Origin of the sequence: Pyxidicoccus caerfyrddinensis (assembly GCF_010894405.1) — a bacterium.
Taxonomy (GTDB): Bacteria; Myxococcota; Myxococcia; order Myxococcales; family Myxococcaceae; genus Myxococcus; species Myxococcus caerfyrddinensis.
The window spans coordinates 185605-212275 of record NZ_JAAIYA010000016.1 but is presented as its reverse complement, the minus strand read 5'-3'; the positions used below and the strand labels follow the sequence as shown (position 1 = coordinate 212275).

Genomic DNA, 26671 nt, shown 5'->3' with positions numbered 1-26671 from the left:
AATTTTGATATTGATTCTCAAGATTGATATACGGGCCCTCGGCTGGTAGACCGGGGCCCATGAATCGCGCTGCCCTGTCCGTGCTGTGCCTGCTGTTCGTGCTGCCCCTGTCGGCCCGTGCCGAGGGCACCTCCGAGGAGCGCACCTGGCACCGGCTGATCGGCATCCTCCAGTACCTGGAGGCCGACTACCCCAACGCCATCGAGTCCCAGTCGGAGTTCGAGCTGGCGGAGCAGAAGAGCTTCGCGGCGGAGGCGGTGGACGCGGCGAAGGGCCTGGGCCCCGCCGCGGAGGCCTTCCTGCCGCGCGTGCAGGCCATCCAGGCGCGAGTGGACCACGCCCAGGACGCGCCGGGCGTCAGCCGGGACTGCGGCGCGCTGGTGGAGGACCTCGTGCTGGCCGGCGGCCTCGCCCGCAGCCCGCGCCGTCTGCCGGACCTGAAGCGCGGCGAGGCGCTCTACAAGACCAACTGCGCGGCGTGCCACGGCGGCGACGGCCACTCGGACGTGTCCATCGCCGCGAACATGGAGCCCGCCCCCGCGAAGTTCCAGGACGCAGAGGTGATGGGCGGCCTCACCCCCTACAAGGCCTTCAACACCACCAGCTTCGGCGTGCCGGGCACGGCGATGCCGTCCTACCCCACCCTCTCCGAGGAGGAGCGCTGGTCGCTGGCCTTCTTCGTCTTCACCCTGCGCCAGCCCCCGTGCGAGGGCACTCCGCCGAGCGCCTCGCTGGAGCGCCTGGCCAACTCCACCGATGACGACCTGGTGAAGGAGTACGGCCAGCAGCACCTCGCGTGCCTGCGCCGCAAGCTGCCGGACGCGGACGAGGAGCGCTCGCTGCTGCTCGCGCGCGCGGGCATCGAAGAGGCCATGCGCCAGGGCGCCGCCGGCAACGCCGCCGCCGCGAAGGCGGCCCTGCTGGACGCGTACCTCAACGGAGTGGAGCCGGTGGAGCCCAAGCTGCGCTCGAGAGACCCGGAGCTGGTGTTGCGCATGGAGAAGGCCTTCCTCCAGGCACGGCTGGCGGCGGAGAGCGGCAGCCCCCACCTGCAGGACGAGGGACGCGAGCTCATCTCCGTGCTGGACCAGGCGCGCCGCAGCACGGGCAGCGCGGCGGACCTGCTGTCCACGATGTGGCTGACGCTGCTCATCATGCTGCGCGAGGGCTTCGAGGCCACCATCATCGTCGCCGCGCTGCTGGCGGCGCTGAAGAAGATGAAGGCCACCGAGCACATCCGCGTGGTGCAGGCCGGGTGGATTTCCGCGCTCGTCGTCGGCGCCATCTCCTACGTGCTGGGCCGCCACCTGCTGGCCGGCGCGCAGCGCGAGTGGATGGAGGGCCTGGCCGCGCTGCTGGCGGTGGGCATGCTGGTGTACGCCGCGCTGTGGCTCAACGCGCGCTCCAACATGAGCCAGTTCATGGGCGAGCTGCGCCAGAAGATGCAGGGTGCGCTGGGGCGCGGCAGCATGGCGGGACTGTTCTTCATCTCCTTCACCGCCGTGCTGCGCGAGAGCTTCGAGACGGCCATCTTCCTCCAGGGGCTCGCGCTGGACTCTCCGGCGGGCGTGGCCTGGGGCGCGCTGCTCGGTGTGCTGGCCATCCTCGTGCTGGTCCTCTTCGTCAACCGCATGGGCTACCGGCTGCCCATGAAGACGCTCTTCAACGCGTCCACCGTCGTGCTCGTCGTCACCGCCGTCATGCTGCTGGGCAAGGGCCTGCACTCGCTGCAGGAGGTGGGCGCGCTGCCGCTGGTGCCGCTGCGCTTCATCACCGTGGACCTGCTGGGCATCTACCCGGACGCGGTGTCGCTCGTCCCGCAGGTAGTGCTGGCCGCGGCCCCCATCGTCTGGGTGCTGCTGCGCCGCCGGGGCCGCGCTCAGCGCGTGCCCGAGGTCTCCGCGAGCTGACGCGACGGCCGGCCCTGCCTTGCGGTAGCGTCGCCCCGGTGAAGCCTCCGCGCACGCTCTCCACATGGCTGTCCGTCCTCGTCCTCGCGGGCAGCGGTGCCGCCTGGGGACAGGAGACGCCCGCGGAGGAGCCGGCCGAGGCCCCCGCCAGCGAGCTGACCCCGCCACCGCTCATCCCCGTCCCTCCGCCGGGGACGTCGGACCGGCCGTCCCGCCAGGAGCTGCCTCCCGAGGACGCGGACACCCGCGAGCCGTCGGGCCGAGGGGAAGTGCCCCCCACCACCGTGAGCGAGCCCGCCCGACCCGGGCGCGCCGCCGCGCGCGCAGAGGACCCCGTGCCCCGGGTGGCGGTGGAGTTGGTGGGAGGCACCGCCGGCGGAATCGTGGCGGGCACGGTGGGGCTGGTGGCGGGCTATCTCCTGGCGCTGCCCACGGTGGGCTGCGACGACTGTCGCGTCGTGTCGCTCGTGGGTGGCTTCACCGGCGTGTTGATTGGCATCCCCGCGGGCACGTGGGTGGGCGGCCGACTCATGGGCGGCAAGGGCCAGTTCCTCGCCACCGCGGGCGGCAGCCTCGTGGGCTGGGGCGGCGCGCTGCTGGGCACGCTGGTGCTGGACACGGGCGACAGTGACGCGCTCTCGCTCGCGCTGCTGGTGATGCCGATTGCGGGCGCCACCGTGGGCTACGAATTGTCCCAGGCCTCCGCGCTCGCCGCGCCTCCGCCCCCCGTCTCCCGCCAGTCCCAGGTCCGGGTGGTACCCCTCGCGGGCATGACGGAGCACGGGCCCCGGCTCGGGTTGATGGGCCGCTTCTGACGCGGCCCTTGGCCCCGACGCCTCAGCCGTCCGTCGTCCGCCGTCGTGGCGTCTTCGCGGCCCGTGGCGTCTTCGCGGCCCGTGGAGTCTTCGCGGCCCGAGGCGCCTTCGCGGCCCGTGGCGTCTTCGCGGCCCGTGGCGTCTTCGCGGCCCGTGGCGTCTTCGCGGCCCGTGGCGTCTTCGCGGCCTGTCGCGGCGTCTTCGCGGCCCGACGCGGCGTCTTCGCCGCCCGTCGCTCGTTCGCGGCGCGGACCCCCGCCCTGACGGCGGCCCCCAGCTTGATGCGGTTGGCGCGCTCCGTGTCGGAGGCGGAGGCCTCGAGACCGCCCAGCGCGGCCAGCGCCTCACGCGTGGGGGCATGCCGGTGACAGAGCACCACCAGATTCGCGGCACGCAGCACGCGCGGGGAGAAGATCGGCGGCATGCCCAGCCGGGGCAGCAGGCCGAGCAGCACCGGCACGTCGTCGAGCTTCGACTGCCAGGACTCGCCCCGCGGGCTCTTCGCGATGTGCGTCACCTCGCGCCCGATGTACGCGGCGGCCAGCTCCGCGAACCACGGCGTGACGGGCTTCTTCACGAGGGCCGTCAGTGCCGTGGCGAGGCGGCGGCTCTTGTCGAGCACCTTCCAGGCCTTCACCTCCGCGGGCAGGATGTCGGCCGACGGAACCACGACCACCAGCGACGACTCGAGGTCGTCGGCGAGCAGCACGTCGTCGTCCTCGGCGTCGCCCACCCGCTTCTCCCAGGTGGGGACAGCGCTCCGCACGAATCGCGCCTCGCCGGCGAACTCGCTGTACTTGCCGTGCTCCTCGATGTCCCCCATCACGCCCTGGAGCGTGCGCAGCACCACGCGCGCGACGGCGAGGTCCTCTTCCTTCTCGAGCAGCGCCGTGCCTTCACGAACCAGGGTGCGCGGGTCGAGGGTGCGGGCGCGCTCGGCGAAGTCCCGCACGGCGGGCGACGGCTCCCGCAACGTGGCGCCCCTTCGCAGGGCGGCGATGAACCTCCGGAGCGCATTCTCGGTGACGAGCATGCGCCATCCTGCCCTGGAAAAGGCGCCCGTTGCGACTACACGCGGAAGTACTGGAGCGACTCCTCGCGCACGCGGCCCTCTTCCATCAGCTTCTCCAGCGTGGCCAGCGCGCTGCGCTCGGCTACCGGGTGCAACAGCGGCGGCGTGTCCGCGTAGGCCGTGGACACCACCTGCGCCAGCGTGGTGCCCTCCGGCGTCACCGCCTGGAGGATGAGCGACTCACGCAGGGCGCGGTGGTTCAGGTACTCCTGCAGCTTCGCGGGCCCGTCCGGCATCGGCGGGCCGTGCGCGGGGTACAGCGTCGTCACCGGCCAGTCCCGCAGCCGCGCGAGCTGCGCCAGGTACTCGCGCATGTTGCCCTCGGGCGGGTCGATGACGATGCTGCCCACGCCCGCCACCATGTCCCCCACCACCGCCGCGCGGCTGCGCTCGTCCACCAGGCAGATGTGGCCCCGCGCATGGCCGGGCGTATGCAACACGCGCCAGCGCTGCGGCACATCGCCGGCCAACTCCAGCACCTCGCCATCCTCCAGCAGCCGCTCCACCGGGAAGTCCAGCCGGTCCGCGGTGAGCGCATGGCACCACAGCGGCACGCCCAGCCGCTCCTTCACCGCGCGCGCCCCGCCAACGTGGTCCCCATGGTGGTGGGTGAGCACCACCGCCGCCACCTTGAGGCCCTCCGCCTTCAGCCCGGACAGGAGCGACAGCAGCTTCGCGTACTGCTTCACATCCGACGCGCCCGGGTCCACCACCAGCAGCTCACCGTTGCCCAGCACGTACGCATTCGTGTGCGCGGCCGGCGGCAGCGTGGGCGTCTCCAGCGCCATGACGCGCACGCCCTGCTGGAACTCGATGCGCTGGGCGACGTAGCCCGGGCAGAACGGCGGCGTCGTCATCCGCGCCCGCGCCTCCCCCTCGTCCGCGAAGCCACCGAGCACCTGGAAGGCATGCAGCGCGGGCGGGTGCAGCAGCGCCGTGCCGTCTCCCCAGCGCGCCAGCGCGTCCGCCGGCGTCACCCACGCGCCCTCGGCCAGCTCTCCGGGCCACCACTCCGCGCGCGCATGCTCCGGCGCCTCCACCAGGTAGAAGCGCGTGTCGAAGCGCACCGGCAGGGACGGCGGCGTCACCCACCGGCCCGCGGCGCGGAAGTCGTCCGCGCGCAGCTCCAGCTTCTCTGCCTTCAGGATGTCGCCCCAGCCCCGCTCCCCCGCCAACAGCGCCTTGCGCAGCTCCTTCAACCGCTCCGGGGAGAGCGCCTCCGCGCCCTCGGCAACCAACACACCGGCCTCCTCGAACAGCTCGCGCGCGGCGGCCGAGCGCAGCGCGGCCTCCTCGCCCGTCGCGCCCCGCACGGGCACCTCGGCGTCCGCGGCGTCCAGCTTTCCGCCCGGGAAGGCGTAGAAGCCGCCCGCGAAGGCGAGCGCCTTTCCACGCTTCACCCAGTACACCTCCACGCCCGCGCCCGCGCGCCGGTAGAGCACCGCCACCGAGGACGGGCGGGGCTCGACGGGGGTGTGACTGGTGTCCAGGCCGAGGCCCAGACCGGGGAGACGCTCACTCATGGTTGCACCGTCTGGCCGAGGAGCCGGCCCATCAGCTCGTGTGCCTTCTCCGCCTGGTCCGGCCGCACGTACAGCCGGCTGAGGCGCACCGCGCCACTGTAGCGCTGATACAGGGGGGTGTAGCGCGCCACTTCCGTCAGCCGCCCGGTGGAAGCGTCGATGATGAACAGGCTCGGTCCCTTGCCCCCCGCGCCCGAGGCGTACTTGCTGAGGACGTTCATCGACTCGACGACGTAGTGCTCGAAGTTGTGCGTCACCAGCGCGCTGCGCAGGACGTCCAAATCGTAGCCGGTGTCGCGCTCGGTGAACTGGGCCAGCAGCTTGAAGCCCTGCCGCCGGCTGATGCGCTCGGCCCAGCGATTCTTCGAGCGGCGCAGCGTGTACCAGAGCGCCGCGTCGTCGCAGAGGAGGAAGTCCTCCGGGTCCGACGGAATCTCGAACTCGCCGGGCGACTCCTCGTAGTAGCGCCGCAGCATGTAGTCGAAGTTCACCGAGGTGTGGTGCAGGTAGACCGACACGAACATGTGGTAGCGACTGAGCAGGAAGTCCTCGAAGGCGAACGCCGCCGCGCGGCTCAGCGCGAGGTACGCCCGCCCGTCCTTCACCGCCGGGTTGAGGTTCCCGATGATCCAGTCCATGTCGTAGCGACCGTAGTTGACCCCCGTGTAGAAGGAATCCCGCAGCAGGTAGTCCATCCGGTCCGCGTCCAGCTCCCCCGAGACGATGGCCCGCAAGAGCGGCGTCCAGTCCACGCCCGCGTGCGTGAAGCCCGGGTCCTTCGGCGGCTTCGCGCCGGAAATCAGCGCCACGGACGCCATGGGGGTGATGCCCAACGAGCCGAAGTGCCGCTCGATGATGGGCGTCAACGAGCTGTCGAGCAGGATCTTCGCCGTGTAGTCCTCGTGGGTGGCCTGCTCGCCCTCCGCCGCGGAGTCCAGCCAGGAGGGCAGGCGCAAGAGCGAGCGCTTCGGGGCGATGCGCTCCGAGGCGTGCGACAGGGGCATGTGCCCCAGGTCGTGGCAGAGCACCGCCAGCCGGACGGCCGCACAGAAGCGCTCCCGCACCTCGTCCGGCAGCGACGAGCGCGCGGCCACCGCGCCGAACACGCGCGAGGCCACGTGCATGGCGCCCAGGGAGTGGACATGACGGGTGTGCGTGGCACCCGGGAAGGCGAGGTCTCCGAAGCCCAACTGGCGCACGTAGCGCAGCCGCTGGTAGTGCCGGCTATCAATGACGGCCTTCTCCGGGTCGCTCACCGGAATGGTGCCGTGGATGGGGTCGCGGATACGCATGGTTCTCTTTCCATACTCCTGGATACCTCTCCGGGAGGTAGCCAACCGTACTTCATACCTCTCCGGGAGGTAGCCCAGGAGGTAGCCAACCGTCATCCACGGACTGGGATCAATCCGGGGGACGTGCTAACCCTTCGCCCACCTCCGAATGCACATCATTCTGCTGCACAACCGCGACCACGACCTCCTCGAGGACGACCCCGGACGGGAGGCCCGCGAGGATGTCGTGCGCGTCGCCTCGGCCCTGGCCGAGGCCCTCTCCCGCGGGGACACCCTTGCCGAGCCGCTCGCCATCGAAGGCGACCGGCTGGACTTCGTGGACACGCTGCGCCGGCGCCAGCCGGACCTCGTCGTCAACCTCTGCGAGTCGCTCGCGGCGGACAGCCGCGGAGAGATGGCCGTCCCCTGCCTGCTCGACGCGCTGGGGCTGGCGTACACCGGCTCGTCCGCCCTGTCGCTCGGGCTGGCGCTCCACAAGCCGAAGGCCAAGGAGGTGCTGAGCGCGCGCGGCGTGCCCACCCCGCCCTTCCGCGTGGTGAACAAGCTGGAGGACGCGCTGGCGGTGGACCTGCCCTGGCCCCTCATCGTCAAGCCCGCGCGCGAAGACGCCAGCGTGGGCGTGACGGCCGACTCCGTCGTCCATGAGCGCGCCGCGCTGGTGCGCGCCTGTGACGCGGTGCTCCGCACCTTCCATCAGCCGGCCCTCGTGGAGCAGTTCATTCCCGGGCGCGAAATCTACGTGCCGCTGCTGGGCAACCAGCCGCGCCAGCCACTGCCGCTGACGGAGATTCACTTCGGCCGTACCTTCGAGGAGCGGCCGAACATCGTCTCCTACACCGCCAAGTGGGAGCCGGAGTCGGACGAGTACCGCGACACGACCAGCGGGCCCTGCCAGGTGGACGTGACGCTGGAGGCGCGTTGCGTGCAAGTGGCGCTAGAAGCCTTTGCAGCACTGGACTGTCAGGACTATGGACGGGTCGATCTCCGGGTTTCCCCGGAGGGCGTGCCCTACGTCATCGACATCAACCCCAACTGTGACCTTCATCCGGGCGCAGGGTTCGCCAAGGCCGCCAAGGCCGCGGGCATGGACTACCCAGCCCTGGCCACCCGGCTCGTGGAGGTCGCTCTCGAGAGAGCACATGGATATCCGGCCACTCGTCGCAAAGGACAAGGAGCCCCTCGCCGGGCTGATTCGAAAGATCGAAACCTTCTCGCCGCAGGAGGTTGAGGTCGCCATCGAGCTGGTCGGCATCGCGCTCACGCCGGGCAACACGGACTACTCCATCGTCGTCGCGGACCGGGGCGGGCAGCTGGTGGGCTACGTCTGTTACGGCCCCACGCCGATGACGGAGGACACCTACGACCTGTACTGGATTGCCTCCGCGCCCGAGGTGCGGGGCCAGGGCGTGGGCGCCGCGCTGGTGTCGGCCATGGAGGGCGACATCCGCCGCCGCAACGGCCGGCTCATCCGCGTGGAGACGAGCGCCACGGAGGCCTACGGCCCCACCCGCGGCTTCTACGCCTCCATGAAGTACGGCGAGGAAGCGCGCATCCGCGACTTCTACAAGGTGGGGGACGACCTCATCATCCTCACCAAGCGGATGTAGTCCCGCGGGACGCGGCGCGGGGCGGTTGAAGACAACCGCCCCTTCCCTCGTTAGAAGGGGCGTGATGACCCGCCCGCTCCGCCTGACGTCCCTCGCCGCCGTGTCCCTGTGCGCCCTGCTGACGGGCGCGCCGCCTGTCCTCGCCCAGGCCCCCGCCGCGTCCGCGCCGAAGCCCGCGGCCCGGTCCTCGGCGTCCACGACCGCCCCGGCGAAGGCCGAGCTGTCGGACGTGGTGAAGGCTCCCCGCCCGAAGGGGGGCGAGTACTTCGGCCTCTACCTCATGGACAAGAAGGTGGGCTGGCTCTTCACGGACGTGGAGCTGCTGCCCGGCGAGCCCGCGCGGGTGAAGTCCTCCAACCAGCTCGTCTTCAAGGCCATGGTGGCCACGCGCGTCTCCGAGCGCGTGCACCGCGAGGAGCGCATCTACGAGGCGAAGCCCGGCGGGCGCCTCCTGTCCTTCACCGTGACGCAGAAGGGGGACGGCGGCGACCAGACCCTGGAGGGCACCGCCACGCCCGACGGCATGCGCGTGGTGCGCAAGCGCCCGGGCCGCCCTGACGAGGAGCTGGCGAAGCTGCCCACCTCGATGGAGCACGTGGAGGACGCGGACCCGGCGCGCGTGGCCCTGCTGCGCAAGGCGAAGGTGACGGGCTTCACGCTGGACGGTTTGGATTTGGAGACCTACGGCCTCACCACCACCGTGGAGCCCCCGGAGCAGCGGGTCATCAACGGGGTGAAGGTGAAGCTCAGCAAGGTCAGCTCGCTGTCGGAGAAGGAGAAGGTGCCCGTCACCTCGTTCATCACCCAGCGCGGAGAGACGGTGCTGGTGGACTTCGGCCAGACGATGCAGGCGCGCAAGGAGACGGAGCCCGTCGCCAAGCGCCTGGACCTGGTGGAGGTGTTCGGCCTCACCCGCGTGGTGCTCCCCAAGCCGCTGCCCGAGTCCGCGCGCGCGGTGCCCGGCAAAGTCACGCTGGTGGTGCAGGGGCTGCCGGAGAAGTTCCGCGAGGAGACGTACCGGCAGCACTTCAAGCCCCTGCCCGACGGCAAGGTGGAGGTGACGCTGTCGGCCGCGGCGCCCTCGGAGGCCGCCCGCAAGCCCCGGCCGCTGGCGGACCCGGACGGCGGGGAGAACCTCAAGTCCTCCATCATCGTGGAGAGCGACGCCCCGGCCATCCGCGAGCAGGCGAAGAAGATTGTCGGGGACGAGAAGGACGCGTACCGGGCGGCCCAGAAGGTGAGCACCTGGGTGGCCACGAATCTGGAGAAGGACTACGGGGCCAGCGCGGACCGGGCCACGGACGTGCTGAGCCAGCGGCGCGGGGACTGCACGGAGCACTCGCTGCTGACGGTGGCCCTGCTGCGCGCGGCGGGCATCCCCGCTCGGCGCGTGGACGGCGTCATCTACATGGTGAACCAGGACGGCGTGCCCGCCCTCTACTGGCACGAGTGGGTGGAGGCCTACGTGGGGGAGTGGACCCAGATGGACCCCACCTTCAACCAGGTGGTGGCGGACGCCACGCACTTCGGCTTCGGCGAGGAGGGGAACGCGGAAATCACCCCCCTCATCGGCGCGCTGAAGGTGACTGACGTGAAGTGAGCGTCCGCACGCACCGGCGGGCCGGGTAGCGCCGGCCCCGGGGTGCGGGCACCCCGTGCGTGCGCCCACTGGTCACGCGTTGACTCTTCGACTATTGAGCGGCCCTGCCTCAAAACCCAACAGAGGGGGGCCAACATGCAGAATTTGAAGAAGGCGTTCGTGGTGCTCACGCTGGCGGCGGCCACGGGCTGCAGCAGCGGTGGTGAAGGTCGCGTTGTCGGGTTCGTGGTGGATGGCCAGAGCGGCCAGCGCATGAACTTCTTCCAGGAGAACGACGGGAAGAACAACCTCGACGACGACGACGCGTCCAAGTCGCAGGTGTACGCCGTCATTGGCGGCGAGTTCCGCCGGGCGAAGCCCTGTGGCGAGGGCGACCTGACGAAGGAAAACAGCATCGAGGCGGACGGCTGCTACCAGATTGAGGGCATTCCGCTGGGCGAGGAGTTCCCCATCTTCGCGCAGGCGCCGGGCTACGAGCGCTTCATGGGCCGCTACACCATGCAGACGTGGAACAACGACTTCGAGCAGGAGGGCGCGCAGGAGGTGGTCAACCTCCGCATGTTCCCCACGGGCTTCGCGGTGGACTACCGCTTCCTGGTGAACCTCAACGGCCGCGCGGTGCCGGACGTGAAGGTGAACTGCCAGTACCGGCTGGACCAGACGAACACGCTGCAGACGGCGGGCAGCTTCCTGCCTCCGGAGGCCACGGGCAGCACGACGGTGAGCGCCACCACGGATGCCAACGGCGTCGCGGTGATTCCGGGCGCGCAGCTCGTCAACGGCGCCTCGTACCACTGCGAGGCGGTGCTGAGCGGCGCGGTGGACGGCCGCGTGCTGTCGGGCCAGTCGGACATCGTCGCGGGCATGAGCCAGCCGGAGCAGGCGATGGCCATCAGCGCCCCCGGCGCGACGGACCAGAGCTTCTACGCGGTGTTCTCCAACGCGGATGACCCGGACGCGCTGCTGGGCGCCTCGGGCAAGCTGGTGGTGACGTTCAACCGGCCGGTGGAAGTCGCGCCGCGCACGGCGGACTGCCAGGTGGCGCAGCTGCTCACCGCGGACATCGACACCGACGGCAACATGGGACGCTTCGTGACGGACCAGCCGAACAACAACGCCTCCGAGACGGTGACGACCGAGGTGTCCGCGGACGGCCTGACGCTGACGGTGGGCTTCAAGAATCCGGAGACGCCGTTCGACTCCGGCGACCGCAACACGCTGGTGCGCTTCAGCGGCATCATCGTGCGCCCGCTCGGCGCCGTGGACAGCATCAACGTGCGCTACATCGGCGCGCTGGGCGCCTGCACCGAGGCCAACGTGTATGGCAGCGCGCAGCCGCTGCGCAGCGTGCGCTCGGGCGGCCAGCCGAGCACCATCCGGCTGTTCTAGTCCTCACTCGCACACGTGAGTGACACGCGGGGCGCGGGGCCTGGAAAGGGCCTTCGCGCCCCGTGTGCATTTGGAGCGAAGCATGTGCCCGGGGCGCCCCTCATGCCCAACTTCAGGCTGGTCCCACATCGCCACCTGAGGGGGCACCATGGAAACCACCACTCGCGCGCTGGCGCCGGGTCAGGTCATCGTCTCGCTGAACTTCGATGACTGTCTGGCCAACCAGCTCCAGGCCGCGTCCATGCTCGAAGCACGAGGAATGCGCGGCACCTTCTTCATCAACAGCGCCAGGCTGGGCATGTCCGGCCGCCTGACGCTCACCCAGGTGCGCGCCCTCCGGGACGCCGGGCATGAGATTGGCGGCCACACGCTGACGCACCCGCATCTCACCTCGCTTTCCGCGGACGACCAGCGCAAGGAAATCTGCAACGACAGGGTGGCCCTGCTCAACGCCGGCTTCCGGGTGACGTCCTTCGCCTACCCGTTCGGCGACAAGGACTCCGTCACACGGCAGATTGTCATCGACTGCAACTACAACTCGGCCCGGGAGAGTGGCGGCCTGCGCTCGCCCGGCGGCAGCAGCAGCAATCCCTACGGCGAGCCCGTGCCTCCCACGGACGCCTACGCGATTCGCACGCATGGCTCGGTGCAGAACACCACCTCGCTCGACACGCTGAAGGCCTGGGTGCTCAACGCGGAGAACTCCGGCGGCGGATGGATTCCCATCGTCTTCCACCACATCTGCTCGCCGTGCGACCCGCCCCAGCAGTACTCCATCTCACCGGCCAACCTGACGGCGTTCCTCGACTGGCTGGCCCCCCGCGTCTCGCGAGGCACCACCGTCGCCCTCATGGACACCGTCATCGGCGGCGCCCTGAAGCCGCCCGTGTCCTGGCCGCCCTCGTCCTCGCAGCTGTTCAAGAACCCGTCGCTGGAGACGGACAGCAACGGCGACGGCACGCCGGACTGCTGGCAGCGAGGCGGCTTCGGCACCAACACCTTCACGTGGACGCGGACGTCGGACGCGCACAGCGGGAGCTGGGCGCAGCAGGTGCGCATCACCAGCTACACCAGCGGCGACCGCAAGCTCATCAGCCTGCAGGACAGCGGCACGTGCGCCCCAGCGGCCGCGAGCGGCCACCGCTACCGCATCTCCACCTGGTACAAGGCCACCACGTCGGTGCGCTTCAAGGCGTACACCCGCGACAGCGCGGGCGTCTGGGACTACTGGACGCAGGGCGCGCTGCTGCCCGCCGTGAGCAGCTACACCCGCGCCGAGTGGACGACGCCGGGAGTGCCGAGCACGGCCCGCCGGCTCAGCCTCGGCATGTCGATAGACCGGGTGGGCACCCTCACCGTGGACGACTACTCGCTCAACGACATCGACGCGGCGATGGCCCGCCCGGCGGACTACCCGCGCGCCGAGGAGGAAGAAGCCGCGGCCCCGATGTCGCCCTGAGCACGTGGCGCCGAGCGCCTCTCGAGGCCCTGAGCATCGCGCTCGGGCCCCGCGCCGAGGCCACGCGCGAGGCGCTCAGGCCCCCGCTGGAGCCGCCAGTCGCTGAGCCAGGGCCTCGGCATCCGTGAGGGGCCGCTCGCAGACGAAGCCCCGGCACAGGTACGCCGCGCCCCTGCCGCCCACCGGCTCGCGGCCCTCGAAGATGTCCTTCAGGAGCGCCGGCACCGGTGCTCCCGGCTCCCGCCAGCCGAAGGCGAACGTGGGCGCGTACACGCGATTCGCCGAGGCCAGCAGCGGCGCCACCGCGTCGCGCGCGCCGGAGAAGGTGACGCCCGCCGCGCCGTCCAGCAGCGCATCCGCCGCCAGCCCGAGGTAGCCATAGCCCATGGCGTTCTTCACCAGCCCCTCGCGCATCCGCGCCACGTACTTCTCCGGCAGCTCCAGGTGCCGCTTGTCCCCGGTGAGCGCCGCCAGCTCCACCTGCGCCTCCGCCAGCGTGGACGCGCCCGAGGGGAAGGCGTTGTCGAAGAGGCCATACGTCGCCACCACCAGGTCCTTCTGTCCGCGAGGCGCGGTGAGCCAGGCCGCCTTCTCCGCGTCCCAGAACAGCTCCACCGCGCGCCGCACCAGCGCTTCCGCCGCCTCCAGGTACTGCACATCGAAGGTCGCCTGGTAGAGCGCGGTAAGCCCCGAGGACAGGTCCCCGTAGTCCTCCAGGAAGCCGTCGATGCGCGCCTGCCCGTCCTGATACGAGCGCGCCAGCCGCGTCCCGTTCCACAGCTTCGCGAGCACGAAGTCCGCCGCGGCCGCTGCCTGGCGGGCCCAATCCGGCCGCTCGAAGACGCGCGCGGCGAGCGCCAGCCCGCGAATCATCAGCCCGTTCCAGCCCGAGAGAATCTTGTCGTCCCGCCCCGGCTTCACCCGCTGCTCGCGCGCGTTGAAGAGGGTCTGCCTTGCCGCTGCCAGCTCCCGATCCACGTGCTCCAGTGACAGTCCGCACTGAGTCGCCAGCTCCGCCGAGGGAAGCACGACTTCCAGCACCGTCGTGCCGTGCTCGAAGTTGCCCGCGGGCGTGACGCGGAAGTGGCGCAGCACCAGCTCGGATTGGGACTCGGGCAGCGCCGCCTGTATCTGCTCCGGGCGCCAGACGAAGAACTTCCCCTCCTCGCCCTCGCTGTCCGCGTCCTGGGCCGCGTAGAAGGCGCCGCCCGCGTCCGTCATCTCGCGGCGGACGTACTCCACCGTCTCCTCCACCACCTTGCGCCACAGCGGCCGGGGCTCCACCTGCTGCGCCTGCGCGTACAGGTGCAGGAGCTGCGCGTTGTCGTAGAGCATCTTCTCGAAGTGGGGCACCAGCCACCGCTCGTCCACCGAGTACCGGTGGAAGCCTCCGCCGAGCTGGTCGTAGATGCCTCCCAGGGCCATGCGCTCCAGCGTGCGGAACACGCCGTCCTTCAGCGCCGCGCCCCCACCCCGACGCCACCCACGCAGCATCAGCGCGAGGTTCATCGGGTTGGGGAACTTGGGCGCGCCGCCGAAGCCGCCATGCACCGGGTCCACCTGCTGGGCCATGGAGCGGGCGATGGCCACCACGTCTTCAGCGGACAGCGCGCCGGGCGCCGCGTCGAGGCCGTAGGAGGCCAGCTCGCCCAGGCCCTCCTCGAAGAGGCGGGCCTGCTTCTGGATTTCGTCCTGCTTGTTCACCCACGCGTCGCGCAGCGAGGCCAGCAGCCGGGGGAAGCCGGGCCGGCCGTACTTGTCATTCGGCGGGAAGTAGGTGCCGCCGTAGAAGGGCTTCAGGTCCGGCGTGAGGAACACCGTGAGCGGCCAGCCTCCGCCCTGCCCCATGAGCTGCACCACGCCCTGGTAGATCTGGTCCAGGTCCGGCCGCTCCTCGCGGTCCACCTTGATGTTGATGAAGCCCTCGTTCATCAGCCGGGCCGTCTCCGGCGACTCGAAGGACTCGTGCGCCATGACGTGGCACCAGTGGCAGGCCGAGTAGCCCACCGACAGCAGGATGGGCTTGTCCTCCGCCTTCGCCCGCGCGAGCGCCTCCTCGCCCCAGGGGAACCAGTCCACCGGGTTGTGGGCGTGCTGGCGCAGGTAGGGCGAGGGCTCCTGGCCCAGCCGATTGGTGGGACCGGAAGGCGAACTGGGGGCGGCCATGGGGACTCCAGGGAAGGGGCCTCTCCTGGAGATAGGAAGCGCCCCGAGTGCGAGCAAGCACAAAGGGTTGGCGGTTGCGGAAAGCGAATCATTGACGCTGTCCACCGGAGGGCAGAACCTCCGAGCCTCGGGAGAGAAACGGGACGCATGCACGTCGAGACCATGGGCCTTGCGGAGCGCTGGTGGTACGCCCTCAAGCCCGCGAGCTGGCCGAAGGTCTTCGTCCCCGCCCTCTTCGGACAGGCGGTAGGCGCCGCCCATGCGGGACGCCTCTCCGTGGGAGCGCTCGCCTTCGGCGTGCTGTGGATGGTGGCGGACGTCGCCTTCATCGTCCTGCTCAACGACTGGGGCGACCGCGCGGTGGATGCGCTCAAGCGCCGCATGTTCCCCAAGGCCGGCTCGCCCAAGACGATTCCAGACGGCATCCTCCCCGCAACCGCGCTGCTCGCCGCTGGACTGGGCGCGGGCACGGTGGCGCTGCTGCTGGCCATGGTGGCCGGTGCCACCCTGGAGCGCCCGCTGCTGGCGCCGCTCGCCGCGCTGGCGCTGTTCGTCTTCATCGCCTACTCGCTGCCGCCCCTGCGGCTCAACTACCGGGGCGGCGGCGAGGTGCTGGAGATGGTGGGCGTCGGCGCCGTGCTCCCCGCGCTGCATGCGTATGCACAGTGCGGCCAGTGGGCTCCGGCGTGGTTCGTGGCGCTGGCGCCGGGGCTGCTCGCGCTGTCGCTGTCCAGCGCCCTGGCCAGCGGCCTGTCCGACGAGGAGAGCGACCGCGCCGGAGGCAAGCGCACGTGGGCCTCGGTCCGGGGCAATGCCTCTGCTCGCCGGGGCTCGGAGGTGCTGCTGGTGCTCGGCGCGCTCCTCTGGCTCGCGGCGCCGTGGATGACTCGCAAGGCACCGCCGCTCACCGTCCTTCTCGCGGCCGGGGTGGTGCTCGTCTTCGCGGCACGCGTACGGAGGCGCAGCCCGGGCGCGGTGACGAACGCCTTCGGCGCGCAGTCCGCGTTCAAGCTGGAGCTGCACCGCGCCATCTGGTGGGGGACGCTCGCGCTGTCCGGACTCGTGCTGCTCGGCGGTCTCGGGCTGCTGGGAGGGGCGCCGGCATGAGGAGGCTGGAGAACACGCTGCGCTCCCGGCTGGAGCGCCTGGAGCCACTGCTCGGCGAGCGGGCCTCGCTCGCGCCGGACCGCGCTCGCGCACCGACGCCGTGCGAGCTGGCGGAGCTGGTGACTTCGGGCCTGGGTGACGAGGCACGGCTGCGAGCCTTTACCGAGGGACTCTGCGCCATCATCGAGGCGCTCGTGGAGGACTTCCCGCACAACATCTTCTGGGACCTCGACTACCCGGCCCGCTGCCTCTGGGACGCGGGCGGGCCGCGCGAGATGGAGACCTTCGCGCGCCGGGTGGTCGCGCTGTGCCGTGGCTTCGGCGTGCGCTCTCCGCTGCGCTTCCGGTACGCGCACGACTTCTTCTTCGGCTACGACTGGGCCCGCTGGGTGCTGCGCGAGCCGGAGCAGCGCTCGGCCATCCGCCCGTTCGATGCCGCCTTCCTCGACTACCTCGAGGCGCGTCAGCAGGAGCTGTTCGCACTGGTCGCGAGCAACGACGCGAAGTACTCGCAACTGCGGGGCCCGGAGTTCCGGAACCCCTTCGGCTTCTCGCGCGAGCCCGACGAAGAGGCGCGACTGCACCAGGCGCTCGCGCGCGAGGACCTCATCCCGGTGAAGGCGTGGCGGCTGGATGGTGACCCGCGATGGCACCTGCCCTTCGCCGACCTGCGCACCGAGGCGGCGCTCCGGCTGCGCCTGTCTCGGGGCTCCTCCTCATGACGACCCTGCGCGCGTGGCTCCAGGCATCCCGGCTGCCGTCGCAGTCGTATATCGCGCTGCCACTCCTCCTCGGGCAGCTCGTCGCCGTTCGCCTCACGGGGCGCTCGCTCGACGTCGCGACGCTGCTCGGCGTCCAGCTCTTCGGCGTGCTGGACCAGCTCTTCATCGTCTACGCCAATGATTGGGCAGACCAGGAGACGGACCGCCGCAACCGGACGGCCACTCTCTTCTCCGGTGGCTCGCGAGTGCTCGTGGAAGGGCGGCTCTCGCCCCGGGCGATTGGCGCCGCTGCGCTCGTCTGTGCATTGGGATTGGTGGCCGTCAGCACGGCGCTGGCGGTGACGCGCGGGGTGCCGTTGCTCGTCCCCCTCGCGCTGTCGGCCCTGGCGCTGCTGTGGGCCTACAGCTATGCGCCGCTGCGGCTGTCGTATCGGGGCGGCGGTGAAGTGCTGCAGATGGTGGGCGTGAGCGGCGTGCTCCCGCTCTACGGCTACCTCGCGCAGGGCGGAGCGCTCGGAGGCTTTCCGTGGTGGCTCGTCGCGTGCCTGCTGCCCACGCACCTGGCCTGTGCCATCGCCACCGCGCTGCCCGACGAGCCGTCCGACCGGGAGAGCCAGAAGCGCACCCTACCGGCGCGCGTGGGAGGTGAGCGTGCCGCGTGGTTCATCCTGGCACTGAATGCTCTCACGCTCGCGCTGGCTCCGCTCGGATTGGAGTCCGTGGGCGTGAGCGTGAGCCCGTGGCTGCTGCTACCCGCGCTGGCGGCGCTGGGCGTGGCGCTGACGCGGCCCGCGCCGCCCGGCTCGCGGCGCATCCTGGTCCGTGTGGCCTCCGCCATCACCGCCACCACGGCCATGGTGGCAATCCCTCTCGTCGCCCTGGCGCTGCGCTGAGGCTGTCGTGCCCTACGAGTTCCTCGTCCTCTCGGTGCTGTTCCTGGTACCGGGGAGCTGCGTCTGGCTTACACGTCCGGACCTGCGCCCGCTGCTGAGACGGGTCGTGGTGGTGTCCCTGCCCTTCGCGGCGACGGAGTGGCTCTTCTATCCGGAGTACTGGACGCCCCGCTTCCTCTTCGGGCTGGCGGACCACATCGGCTTCGGCATCGAGGACGTGTTGTTCGTCGCGGGCCTGGGCGCCTTCTCCTCCACCGCCTACGCGGTGGCGTTCCGCCGCACGCTCGCGCCTCACGGGGCAGCCGTGAGGGCCTGGGCGCGGGCCGTGGGCGCCTTCGCGCTGGCCATGGTGGTGACGGGAGCGCTGCTCGCGGTGGGCCTGTCCATCCTCTACGCGGCGGTGGCGGCCATGGTGTCCGTGTCCTCGGTGCTGCTGCTGATGCGCAGGGACCTCGTCGTTCCCAGCCTGCTCGGAGCGCTGGTATCGGCCGTCATCTACCTGGGCCTGTGCCTCGTCTTCGGCATGCTCATCCCCGGCGTCTTCGAGCGAACGTGGAGGCCCAGCATGTTGCTGCCGGGCCGACTCCTCGGCGTCCCGCTCGACGAGGTGCTGTACGGGCTGGGCGCGGGCTTCTCGGCAACGGCCGTTCCAGCGTGGGCCTTCGGGTGGCGCTTCGTGCCGCTCCGGCGAAGCGCCTGAAGCGCTACTCGTCCTTCGCGCCCTTGTCCTCGCGCCACCACTGCGTCATGCGCTCGTGGACCTCGGCCTCGTAGCCTTCCTTGCTCGGACGGTAGAAGACGGCGCGCTCCAGCGGCGCGGGCAGGTACGCCTGCCCCGGGGCGTAGTGATTCGGGAAGTTCCACGGAGGCTGGTAGCCCTTGCCGTGGCCCAGGTCCTTCATCAACTCCGTGGGCGCGTTGCGGAGGTTCAGCGGCGGCGCGGCGTTGGGGTGCTGCTCCAGTGCCTCCATGGCGGCGTTCATCGCCTGGTAGGCGCGGTTGCTCTTCTTCGCGGTGGCCAGCGTCACCACCGCGTGCGCGACGAAGAGCCGGCCCTCCGGCATGCCGATGGAGTGGAAGCTCTCCTCGCAGGCCCGGACGATGGTGATGGCCTCGGGCATCGCCATGCCCACGTCCTCCACGGCAATCACCTTCAGTCGGCGCCACAGCGACACGACGTCGCCCGTCTGGAGCAGCTTCGCCGCCCAGAAGATGGCGCCCTGCGCGTTGGAGCCCCGGCACGACTTCTGGAGCGCGCTGAGCAGGTCGAAGTGCTCGTCCCCGTCCTTGTCGTGGCGCGACAGGCTGGTGCCCACGGCCTCGCGCGCCGTCTCCACGGTGATTTCCGCGCCGTCGGCGGTGAGGCTCGCCGCCAGCTCCAGCGCGCCGAGCGCCTTGCGCACATCGCCCGCGCCACCCTTCGCCAGCAGCGTCAGCGCGTCCTCACCCAGCATCAGTTTGCGCGTCCCCAAGCCCCGCTTCTCGTCCGCGAGCGCCCGGGTGAGCGCGCGCTGGATGTCCGCGAGGGTGAGCTCCTTGAGCTGGAAGACGCGGCACCGGCTGATGAGGGCGGGGCGCACCTCGAAGCTAACGTTCTCCGTGGTGGCGCCGAGCAGGACGAGGAGCCCGCTCTCCACGTGGGGCAGCGCCTGCTCCTGGACGTTCTTCGCCCAGCGGTGGATTTCGTCGACGAAGAGCACCGTGCGGCGGGAGTAGCGGTTGCGCTGGAGCTCCGCCTCGGCCACCACCTCGCGGATGCGGGGGATGCCGTCGGACACGGCGGAGAGGATGACGAACTCCGCGTCCACGCTCGACGCCAGCATGCGCGCGAGCGTCGTCTTGCCCACGCCGGGCGGCCCCCAGAAGAGGGAGGACACAATCGACTTGCGCTCCATGAGCTGGCGCAGCGGCGCACCGGGGCCGAGCAGGTGGGCCTGCCCGATGAAGTCCTCGGGCGTGCGCGGGCGCATCCGCTCGGCCAGGGGCGCGAAGCGGTTCAAATCGACGGAGGCGGAGAAGAGGTCGGGACCTGCGCTCATCGCCCCGGAGGCTCTCCCCTGCGGGCCCCAGGGTCAATCTTCGGACTCCACCGGCTCGATGAGGACCTGGCCCTGGGTCAGGTCGGTCAGCGCCGTGCGGAACGCGTCCACGCGGGTGACGGGCAGTTCGAACCGGTAGCTCACCGTGGCGGCGTACTCCTCGGACACCACCTGGGCCTCGTGCTCGGGCAGGAGCCGGCGCACGCCGTCGATGCTCGCGTACTCCAGTTCGACGGCGAGTCGGACCTTCCGCACACGCTCGGTGGTGGGGAGGTGCTCCAGCGCCTGCTGGACGCAGCCGGTGTACGCCCGCACCAGCCCGCCCTTCCCGAGCAGCGTGCCGCCGAAGTAGCGGGTGACGACCACGGCCACGTCCCCCACTCCACCGTGAAGCAGCGCAGTGAGCATGGGCCGGCCCGCCGTACCGTGGGGCTCGCCGTCGTCGCTCATGCCCACCTGGGCCGTCGAGCCCGGAGCCCCCACGACGTACGCCCAGCAGTTGTGGTTCGCGTCCGGGAATTCGTCGCGGACGCGAGCGACGAAGGCTTTTGCCTCTTCCACCGTCGGCGTGTGCATGGCGGTGGTGACGAAGCGGCTTCGCTGGATGTCCTGCTCCACCCGGTGGAGCCCCGCCGGTATGGGGTAGCGCCTGTCGTCCATGGAGTGCGTGGCCGCACTCTCGCACACCATCGGTGGCTGCCGCTGTCATCTGGGGAGCACCTGCGCTCCAGGGCAATGCAGCCCGGCACCGCGAGCAATTCATCCTCCTGTTCGTTCCCGGGGGGCGCGCCATGCCGAAGGAGAACACCACACTCGTCAACGGGATGAGCCCTGTCACAAAGGACAGTGGTGGAACGGTGGCTGGGTTTCCGGACGTGTGCAAGACGCCAGGACCTGCCGGGCCCGTTCCGGTGCCGTATCCCAACGTCGCGGAAAGCGACTCGCTCGAGGGTGGCTCGCGGTCGGTCACCATCAACGACGCGCCGGTGGGCCTCTCCAGTTCCTGCCTGGGCAAGTCCACTGGGAATGAAGCGGGGAGCGCAGGTGGAGGCGTTGCTTCCGGCAAGACGAAAGGTGCGGCACACCCGGCCAACTACTCCTTCGACGTGAGGATTGAAGGGAAGAACGTCGTGCGGAACTTCGACCTGTTCACCCTCAACGACCACAACGTGCCGCCGTCTCCCATCGTGCAGCCGCAGGTCTCGCGCCCCATCGCCGGACGCATCGACACGCGAGAGGAGTCGAAGCCCGTAGAGTCGTGCGAGTACTGCGGCAAGGAGAAGCACCCCTTCGACACCAAGGGGCGCATCGGCGGAAATCTGGGCAGCTCGGCGGTGCTCGGGCGGAACATGCTGCAAGGAAAGGAGCTGGCGACTCACCCGTGGTACGTGGGGCCGTTCTCGGTCGCCGCGCACCACCTCATCTGCCTGGAAGCGCTAGACAACGAGCAGTGGGCAACGCACTGCCCTCGCTTTGGCTACCACCCTGACCGCAAGGAGAACGGGGTCTTCCTCCCAATGAAGATGGCCAGCGCCTGCGAACTCCACGTCGCGGTGCACCGCGGGAACCACGCAGAGGGTCATGCATTTGACCTGCATCTGCCCTACCCGAAAGCTGTGATGAAGAAGCTTCAGGAGGTTGAGGACAATCTGGAGCGAGGCGCATTTTGCTCCGACCCTGGTGCTCTCGTTCGCAGGCTCGATCAGCTCAGTGCGGAGATCCTGGGAAAGGTGGCGAGCTTCATCTGGACGCTGACCCGGGACGGGCTCGACTATGCGCCAGGAGGCCATGGGTGTTCGGGCCTCAAGAGCATCCAACAGAAGCCCAGCTCCGTGGCCTGCCCCCAGGAGCGACGCCACGGCCAGAAGCACACAGTCACGGGCCAGCCTCTGGCGAAACGGCCCCTGCGCGTTGGAGAGTGAGCACCGTGCAGACCGACTACTTCGTCATCGAGTCCGCGCCGAACAACTCTCACCCCCTGCTGCAATGGGATGAGCATGGAGGGCGTTTCCGAAAAGGAAGGCACGTCACCGTAACCGAGCCAGTTCGCCTGCGTCTCGGCAAGCCTGTTCCGCGCAACCCGGTGATGGTGGACCATCACAGCCTGCCGCAGCCGGTGTTTTCCACCCGGGTGAAGGAGGTGCTGGAGCCGCTCGGGCTCCATGGGGTTCAGCTCGTGCCTGCCGACGTGAAGGTGAAGCCAGATGACGTCCGACGGTACTGGCTGCTGCATGTCTTCAACGAAATCCACTGCCTCGACCGGCAACGTTCCAGCTGCACCTTCTACTCGGATGGAGACGTGCTGAGCATCAACAGGCTCGTCCTCGACGAGCGTGCGTTGCAGGAAATCCCACTGGAGCAGCGCCTGCTGTTCGTGCTGGCGGAGTCAACCTCCACCTACGTGTTCCACCACACCCTGGTTGACCGCATCCTCGCGCTCACACCGCCACCCGAAGGTCTTCGGTTCTTCCGTGTGGACAGGTGGAATGACTCCGCAGGGTTCCAGCCGCCCACCGCGGATTAGAAACACCCGGGCTCGCGGCGCCCCCGCGCCCGGTAGAGGTCGTCGTAGAGGCTCAGGAAGAGGTGGCCTCCCAGGCGAAGCCCCTGCTCAATCTCCTCCGCGTCACGCGCGTCCGCGCCATACGGCCCGTCGAGCTGGCGGTAGAAGCCGTCCGCATGCTCCTCGTCGAGCGTCGCGTGCGTGGGGTAGTGCACCACCTGCGCGGAGTCGAGCCAGCCGCGCGAGACGATGCCGCGACCCAGCTCCAGCGAGATTCCGCTGAACAGGTCCTCGATGATGCCGAACACCGCGAGCCCGGTGAGCGTCGAGTCGAACGCGGCCAACCCCGTCAGCGCCGCGTTGAAGGCACGCACCTCCGGCCAGGGCACACGCCCCACCCGGGCCGCCTCCACTCCAAGCCGCTCCAACAGCAGTCGGAACGTGCGCTCATGGCCGTGCACCAGGTTCCCACGCCCATGCTCGTCGAACACATTCTCCACGAGTGGCAGCCGCTGCTCGGGCCGGGGCAGCCGGCTGGCAAGGACGGCCATGGGCCGCGAGAAGTGCGCGACCGCGCCAAAGAACTGCACCTGCGTCTCCACGAAGTCGTCGCGCTCGAAGGAGCCGTCCCGCAGCGCGCGCAGGTAGGGCACATCCAGGGCATTCCACTCCGCCTTCAGCCCGGAGATGCGCTGGCGCAGCTTCAGATTTCGGACGAGGGAAGGTGCACCCATGCTGGCGCTTTCGTCGAGAAGGAGAGGTCGAGTGAATAGACAGTACACACCGAGTCCGGAGGAAGACCCGCGCCACGCAACCAGGCGACGTGGTCCTCCAGCCGCTCGTCGATGCTGAAGCAGGCCAGCGCATCCGTGCCCCGCGCCATCAGCTCCTCACCACACGCGCGCAGGTACGCCGCCCAACCATGCGTCCAGGCGCCCGGAGGCGCGGCCAGGTGGACCAGCAGCCACGGGCTCCGGGTCGACAGCCGCTGCAGGTCCTTGGCTCCCACCGTGCTGCACCAGCCCGCTCCTTCCAGCCTCCGCCCGGGGGCCGGCCCCAGGCACAGCCCGTCCCCCATGGGACGCCCGGGGCTACCCTGGAGTTCCAGCGCCGCGAGCCTCGCGGGAGGCACGAAGTAGAGCGCGAGCCGGCTCGCCGGCCGCCCCATCCGCAGCGGGTTCCATCCTCGCGCGGTGCGCATCACGTCGCCCCGCGCGCCTCGCATCGCGGCGCCATACAGGAACCGGGTGCGGCGCAGGGCGGGGATGCGGAACAGGTGCGTGAGCCCCTCGAAGATGAGCCGCCGCGACAGTCCCTGGCCGCGTGCGTGCTCCACCAGCTTGAGGTCGCAGATGTAGAGCGCGTCCAGCGCACGGCTGCCGCGAAAGACCTTCCGGGCCACTCCTGTAACGGAGCCCAGCAGCTCGTCACCGCGCAGGGCGAGCAGGAAGTACGCGTCCCCCATGGACGAGAAGAACGGGTGGTACTCCGGCCCGTGGTCGATGAAGAAGTGGTCCGCCCCATCCGCGAGCGGATAGAGGATGCCCTGCTCCAGCCGGCGCAGGCGCTCGACATACGGCCCGAGCGAGTCGGGCCGGGCCACCACGAAGCGCACGCCGCTCATGCGCGGAAGCCGACTTCGATGCGCTCGTAGAAGAGGCTGCGGTCCTTCGCGAGCAGCTCCGCCCCGAGCGCGTCGTCGAACTCGAACGCCGGCTCGAAGAAGCGCCGGAGGTTTCTCTGGTTGTTGAGCTGCCGGCAGACCACCGCACAGCCCGGCCGGGCCTCGCGGGAGAGCAGCGTCGCCCAGCTCGCGACGAGCGTGTCATCCGACCAGTCGAAGATGTTGGAGAGCGAGATGACGTCGAAGCGGCCCAGTCCGGGGACATCGGGCAGCGAGCCCTCCACCAGCGTGAGCGGCACGGGCTTGTCCGCGCGCAGGTACTCCGGCGCGTCCTCCGCGCGGTACTGGCCGAGCAGCACGTGCTGGAGGAACGGGTTGCGCGGGGCGTCCTCGCGGCGGAGTCCCCGCTCGAAGACGGCCTGGAAGTAGCCGGGGTACGAGCCGGGCGCCGCGTGCTGCGTGGCCGCCGGACCGAACATGGCATGGAGCAACGGGGCCGCGAGGGCCAGCTCGAACGCCACCGGCCAGTACGGCGAGCCGAACCAGCGGGCGAGCAGCGCGCGTCGCTCCGTGTCGGGCGTGGCCGGCTCGAAGAACGCCGCCAGCTCCCGCGCGGGCGCGACGAACTCCTCGATGAAGCGACGGAGCGTCCGGAAGAGGCCCTCGAACTCGCCGCGCTGGTTCAGCCCGGAGGGGTCCGCGCTGCCCACGTTGAACCGCTCCAGCGGCTCGCTTCCCAGCGCGGCGGCCTTCTCCCGCACGTGGGCGAGCTGTCTCGGGTTGAAGTCGAAGCCGACCAGGTCCACCCCGGGGTGACGCCGCGCCAGGGTGAGGAGGGTGCAGCCACCGGAGGCCACCGTGAGGACGGCGCGGGCCTTCGTGCGTTCGATGAGCGCCAGCTCCAGCTCGGGGTCTTCACGAACGACGGCGAACTTCAGTCGGTACGGCGTTGAGCTCACGGGCAGGCGGGACGGAGGGAGGTGACGTCGACGAAAGCGCCGACTGTATGGCATGGTCGTCTCCACCGGAACAGCCCATGCCGTCGCCGACAGAGTCCCTCACACCCGCCCGGTTGCGCACGCTGGAGCAGGTCGACGCCCGGCACGTCCCCCGGCTCCTCCTCTTCCTGGCGCTGTACCTCGTCGCGGCGGCCCTGGCCGTCAGGCTCGCGACGGAGACCTCCGCTTCCGGGTGGCTCGCGCGCGCGGTGCTGTACGTCATCGCCGCGGCGTCACTGCACGGCATCAGCCTGTTCACCCACGAGGCGGTCCACGGCAGCCTGTCTCGGCGGCGGTGGCTCAACCGGCTCGGGGGCATGCTGTGCGCGCTGCCCGTGCTGCAGAACTTCGCGGCGTACAAGGTGCTCCACCTGCGCCACCACATCGACCTCGGTGGCGGGAGGGACCCGGACCACTACGGCAACTACACGGGGCGCCGCTGGCTGGAGCTGTCGATGCACGTGGGGCGGCTGCTGCTCGGCTATCCCGCGTACATCACGATGATTCCCATCCTGGGCTGGCGGCACGGCACGCCCTCCGAGCGCCGGTGGATTGAAGTCGAGGTGGCGCTGCTCGCGGTGGGCGCCGCGCTCGCCGTGGCCTTCGTACCCGGGACGGTGCTGCTTCACGCATGGGTGGTGCCCATGCTCGTCATCAACACGCTCGTGAACATCCGCGGGATGAGCCAGCACACGTTCCTCGCGGAGAGCAACCATCCGGTCCGCGGCTCGCGCACCATCCTGTCGAACCCGGTGACGCGCTTCTTCATGTGCAACGAGAACTACCACCTCGAGCACCACCTCTACCCGCGCGTCCCCTGGTACAACCTGCCCGAGCTGCACCGGACACTGCGCGCGGAGCTCCTCGCCCAGGGCGCTCCCTTCATTCCGTCCTATTTCTCGTTCGTGCGCGGCGTCGTCACCGGCTCGCTCGTGCGCGGAGCGAAGAGCGCCTCGCCGGATGCCTGAGCGGCCGTATCTGCACGAGGTGCTGCTGGCCACCTTCGGCGCGGCCCTCTCCCTGGCGCTGCTGCTCGTCGCGGGCGCCGGGGCTCCCATCACCTCGCAGGTGCTCGGGGCGACGGTGCTGTTCGTGGGTGGCGTGGCACTGCTCGCGCGCCTGGATGGCTTCGTCCATGCATTCCGCGTGCGGCTGTTGCTCGCGTATGCCGCGACGTTCTTCTTCTATGCGTCCGTGAAGCACACGGTGCCGGCGCTCGGGCTGCCTTCGTACGACGCGGCGCTGCTCGCCGTGGACGAGCGCCTGTTCGGCGTCACACCAGCGGTGTGGCTCCAGCGCTGGAGCACCCCGTGGGTGAATGACCTGTTCAGCGCGAGCTACCTCGCGTTCCACGCGTACCTGCACCTGGCAATGGCGTGGGCTGTCATCGGTCCCCGTGCGCGAGCGGAGCGCTTCTTCGTCCACGTCTTCTCCGCGTACGTGCCGGGCATCGCGGGCTACTACCTCGTGCCGGCACTGGGGCCCTCGGTGGCGTGGCCCGCGCTCTTCACCGTCCCCATCGAAGGCGGGTGGCTCACCCGGCTGAATGCGGCGGTGGTGGCGAGCGGCTCGTCCGCCTACGACATCTTCCCGAGCCTGCACACGTACATCACGCTGGTGCTGCTGGAGCATGACCGGCTCACGCACCCGCGGCGTTTCAGGATTCTGCTGCCCGTTGCAGTGGCCATCGTGTCGTCCACGCTGGTGCTGCGCTACCACTACGCCGTGGACGTTCTCGCGGGCGTGCTGTGGTTTGCCTTTTTCCGCTCCGTGTACCCGCGCATCCACGCGCGGTGGAACCGCGACGGTACGGCACCCGCTCCGCTTCCGACGCCCCCAGCGCGTCTGGAGTGACCCGCGTCGGGCACGACATCAATTCGTGTCAGCAATGCCCCAGGCTTGCCATTGCACCCCCCCCCAGAAAGACCCGCGAGAACGGAACGCAATGACAG

At 70.2% G+C, this 26671-nt stretch carries 24 protein-coding genes; 15 read left to right on the top strand and 9 right to left on the bottom strand.

Going from position 1 to position 26671, the window contains the following annotated elements; genetic code table 11:
- Positions 1 to 59: 59 nt before the first annotated feature.
- Positions 60 to 1910: a cytochrome c/FTR1 family iron permease gene (locus tag G4D86_RS33185; RefSeq protein WP_163998098.1), complete on the top strand. Its 1851-nt coding sequence runs from the start codon at positions 60 to 62 to the stop codon at positions 1908 to 1910.
- A 38-nt stretch (positions 1911 to 1948) separates the two neighbouring features.
- A complete protein-coding gene (locus tag G4D86_RS33180; RefSeq protein ID WP_163998097.1) occupies positions 1949 to 2725 on the top strand; it encodes a GlsB/YeaQ/YmgE family stress response membrane protein in 777 nt (258 codons plus the stop codon).
- A 22-nt stretch (positions 2726 to 2747) separates the two neighbouring features.
- Here G4D86_RS33180 and G4D86_RS53180 read toward each other — a convergent pair whose 3' ends face one another.
- Genes G4D86_RS53180 through G4D86_RS33165 form a run of 3 tightly spaced genes read right to left on the bottom strand, consistent with a single transcriptional unit; the run spans position 2748 to position 6612 of the window.
- Positions 2748 to 3758, bottom strand: a complete 1011-nt coding sequence (locus G4D86_RS53180) for a hypothetical protein (protein ID WP_240360607.1) — start codon at positions 3756 to 3758, stop codon at positions 2748 to 2750.
- A 35-nt stretch (positions 3759 to 3793) separates the two neighbouring features.
- A complete protein-coding gene (locus tag G4D86_RS33170) occupies positions 3794 to 5320 on the bottom strand; it encodes an MBL fold metallo-hydrolase (protein WP_163998096.1) in 1527 nt (508 codons plus the stop codon).
- Positions 5317 to 6612: an HD domain-containing protein gene (locus tag G4D86_RS33165; protein ID WP_163998095.1), complete on the bottom strand. Its 1296-nt coding sequence runs from the start codon at positions 6610 to 6612 to the stop codon at positions 5317 to 5319. Before G4D86_RS33165 ends, G4D86_RS33170 begins: the two co-directional genes overlap by 4 nt.
- Before the next feature lie 148 nt (positions 6613 to 6760).
- On the opposite strand from G4D86_RS33165, the gene G4D86_RS33160 reads away from it, so the two are divergent.
- The 5 genes from G4D86_RS33160 (at position 6761) to G4D86_RS33140 (ending at position 12667) form a co-directional block, all read left to right on the top strand.
- Positions 6761 to 7840, top strand: a complete 1080-nt coding sequence (locus G4D86_RS33160) for a D-alanine--D-alanine ligase family protein (protein WP_163998094.1) — start codon at positions 6761 to 6763, stop codon at positions 7838 to 7840.
- Entirely contained in the window at positions 7752 to 8219 is a 468-nt protein-coding gene (locus tag G4D86_RS33155; RefSeq protein WP_163998093.1) for a GNAT family N-acetyltransferase, read from the top strand. Before G4D86_RS33160 ends, G4D86_RS33155 begins: the two co-directional genes overlap by 89 nt.
- A gap of 64 nt (positions 8220 to 8283) precedes the next feature.
- Positions 8284 to 9819, top strand: a complete 1536-nt coding sequence (locus tag G4D86_RS33150; RefSeq protein WP_205519923.1) for a transglutaminase family protein — start codon at positions 8284 to 8286, stop codon at positions 9817 to 9819.
- 135 nt (positions 9820 to 9954) lie between these two features.
- Positions 9955 to 11208, top strand: a complete 1254-nt coding sequence (locus G4D86_RS33145) for a hypothetical protein (RefSeq protein ID WP_163998091.1) — start codon at positions 9955 to 9957, stop codon at positions 11206 to 11208.
- A 148-nt stretch (positions 11209 to 11356) separates the two neighbouring features.
- Positions 11357 to 12667 carry a polysaccharide deacetylase family protein gene (locus G4D86_RS33140; protein WP_163998090.1) on the top strand — a complete coding sequence of 437 codons (1311 nt, stop codon included), beginning with the start codon at positions 11357 to 11359 and terminating at the stop codon, positions 12665 to 12667.
- 75 nt (positions 12668 to 12742) lie between these two features.
- Here G4D86_RS33140 and G4D86_RS33135 read toward each other — a convergent pair whose 3' ends face one another.
- Positions 12743 to 14833, bottom strand: a complete 2091-nt coding sequence (locus G4D86_RS33135) for a thioredoxin domain-containing protein (RefSeq protein ID WP_163998089.1) — start codon at positions 14831 to 14833, stop codon at positions 12743 to 12745.
- A gap of 147 nt (positions 14834 to 14980) precedes the next feature.
- Here G4D86_RS33135 and G4D86_RS33130 point away from each other — a divergent pair, with 147 nt between their 5' ends.
- From G4D86_RS33130 to G4D86_RS33115, 4 genes are read left to right on the top strand one after another with little or no spacing between them, the layout of a single operon-like run.
- Complete coding sequence (locus tag G4D86_RS33130) at positions 14981 to 15940, top strand: prenyltransferase (protein WP_163998088.1); 960 nt, start codon at positions 14981 to 14983, stop codon at positions 15938 to 15940.
- A complete protein-coding gene (locus G4D86_RS33125; RefSeq protein WP_163998087.1) occupies positions 15937 to 16662 on the top strand; it encodes a ferrochelatase in 726 nt (241 codons plus the stop codon). Before G4D86_RS33130 ends, G4D86_RS33125 begins: the two co-directional genes overlap by 4 nt.
- Positions 16659 to 17555 (top strand): prenyltransferase, encoded by an 897-nt coding sequence (locus G4D86_RS33120; protein ID WP_163998086.1) that lies wholly within the window; start codon positions 16659 to 16661, stop codon positions 17553 to 17555. The genes G4D86_RS33125 and G4D86_RS33120 overlap by 4 nt, the downstream gene beginning before the upstream one ends.
- A gap of 7 nt (positions 17556 to 17562) precedes the next feature.
- Entirely contained in the window at positions 17563 to 18255 is a 693-nt protein-coding gene (locus G4D86_RS33115) for a lycopene cyclase domain-containing protein (RefSeq protein ID WP_163998085.1), read from the top strand.
- A gap of 4 nt (positions 18256 to 18259) precedes the next feature.
- On the opposite strand, the gene G4D86_RS33110 is transcribed toward G4D86_RS33115, so the two are convergent.
- Together G4D86_RS33110 and G4D86_RS33105 are read right to left on the bottom strand one after the other, a co-directional pair.
- Positions 18260 to 19594, bottom strand: coding sequence for a replication-associated recombination protein A (locus G4D86_RS33110; protein WP_163998084.1), 1335 nt, complete (start codon positions 19592 to 19594; stop codon positions 18260 to 18262).
- Positions 19595 to 19627: 33 nt separating this feature from the next.
- On the bottom strand, positions 19628 to 20284 hold the full coding sequence (locus tag G4D86_RS33105) for a YigZ family protein (RefSeq protein ID WP_240360606.1): 657 nt from the start codon (positions 20282 to 20284) through the stop codon (positions 19628 to 19630).
- Positions 20285 to 20385: 101 nt separating this feature from the next.
- Here G4D86_RS33105 and G4D86_RS53175 point away from each other — a divergent pair, with 101 nt between their 5' ends.
- Positions 20386 to 21516 (top strand): PAAR-like domain-containing protein, encoded by a 1131-nt coding sequence (locus tag G4D86_RS53175; protein ID WP_240360605.1) that lies wholly within the window; start codon positions 20386 to 20388, stop codon positions 21514 to 21516.
- 5 nt (positions 21517 to 21521) lie between these two features.
- A complete protein-coding gene (locus G4D86_RS33090; protein ID WP_163998083.1) occupies positions 21522 to 22118 on the top strand; it encodes an imm11 family protein in 597 nt (198 codons plus the stop codon).
- Here the strand turns inward: G4D86_RS33090 and G4D86_RS33085 are convergent.
- The 3 genes from G4D86_RS33085 to G4D86_RS33075 are packed head-to-tail and all read right to left on the bottom strand — an operon-like array spanning position 22115 to position 24680.
- A complete protein-coding gene (locus G4D86_RS33085; RefSeq protein WP_163998082.1) occupies positions 22115 to 22831 on the bottom strand; it encodes an iron-containing redox enzyme family protein in 717 nt (238 codons plus the stop codon). The genes G4D86_RS33090 and G4D86_RS33085 overlap by 4 nt on opposite strands.
- Positions 22801 to 23721, bottom strand: a complete 921-nt coding sequence (locus tag G4D86_RS33080) for a GNAT family N-acetyltransferase (protein WP_163998081.1) — start codon at positions 23719 to 23721, stop codon at positions 22801 to 22803. Before G4D86_RS33080 ends, G4D86_RS33085 begins: the two co-directional genes overlap by 31 nt.
- Complete coding sequence (locus G4D86_RS33075; RefSeq protein WP_240360604.1) at positions 23718 to 24680, bottom strand: DUF3419 family protein; 963 nt, start codon at positions 24678 to 24680, stop codon at positions 23718 to 23720. Before G4D86_RS33075 ends, G4D86_RS33080 begins: the two co-directional genes overlap by 4 nt.
- A 77-nt stretch (positions 24681 to 24757) precedes the next feature.
- Between G4D86_RS33075 and G4D86_RS33070 the strand changes: the two genes are divergently transcribed.
- Both G4D86_RS33070 and G4D86_RS33065 read left to right on the top strand, forming a co-directional pair.
- A complete protein-coding gene (locus G4D86_RS33070; RefSeq protein ID WP_163998079.1) occupies positions 24758 to 25687 on the top strand; it encodes a fatty acid desaturase family protein in 930 nt (309 codons plus the stop codon).
- Positions 25680 to 26573: a phosphatase PAP2 family protein gene (locus G4D86_RS33065; RefSeq protein WP_163998078.1), complete on the top strand. Its 894-nt coding sequence runs from the start codon at positions 25680 to 25682 to the stop codon at positions 26571 to 26573. Before G4D86_RS33070 ends, G4D86_RS33065 begins: the two co-directional genes overlap by 8 nt.
- Positions 26574 to 26671 lie beyond the last annotated feature (98 nt).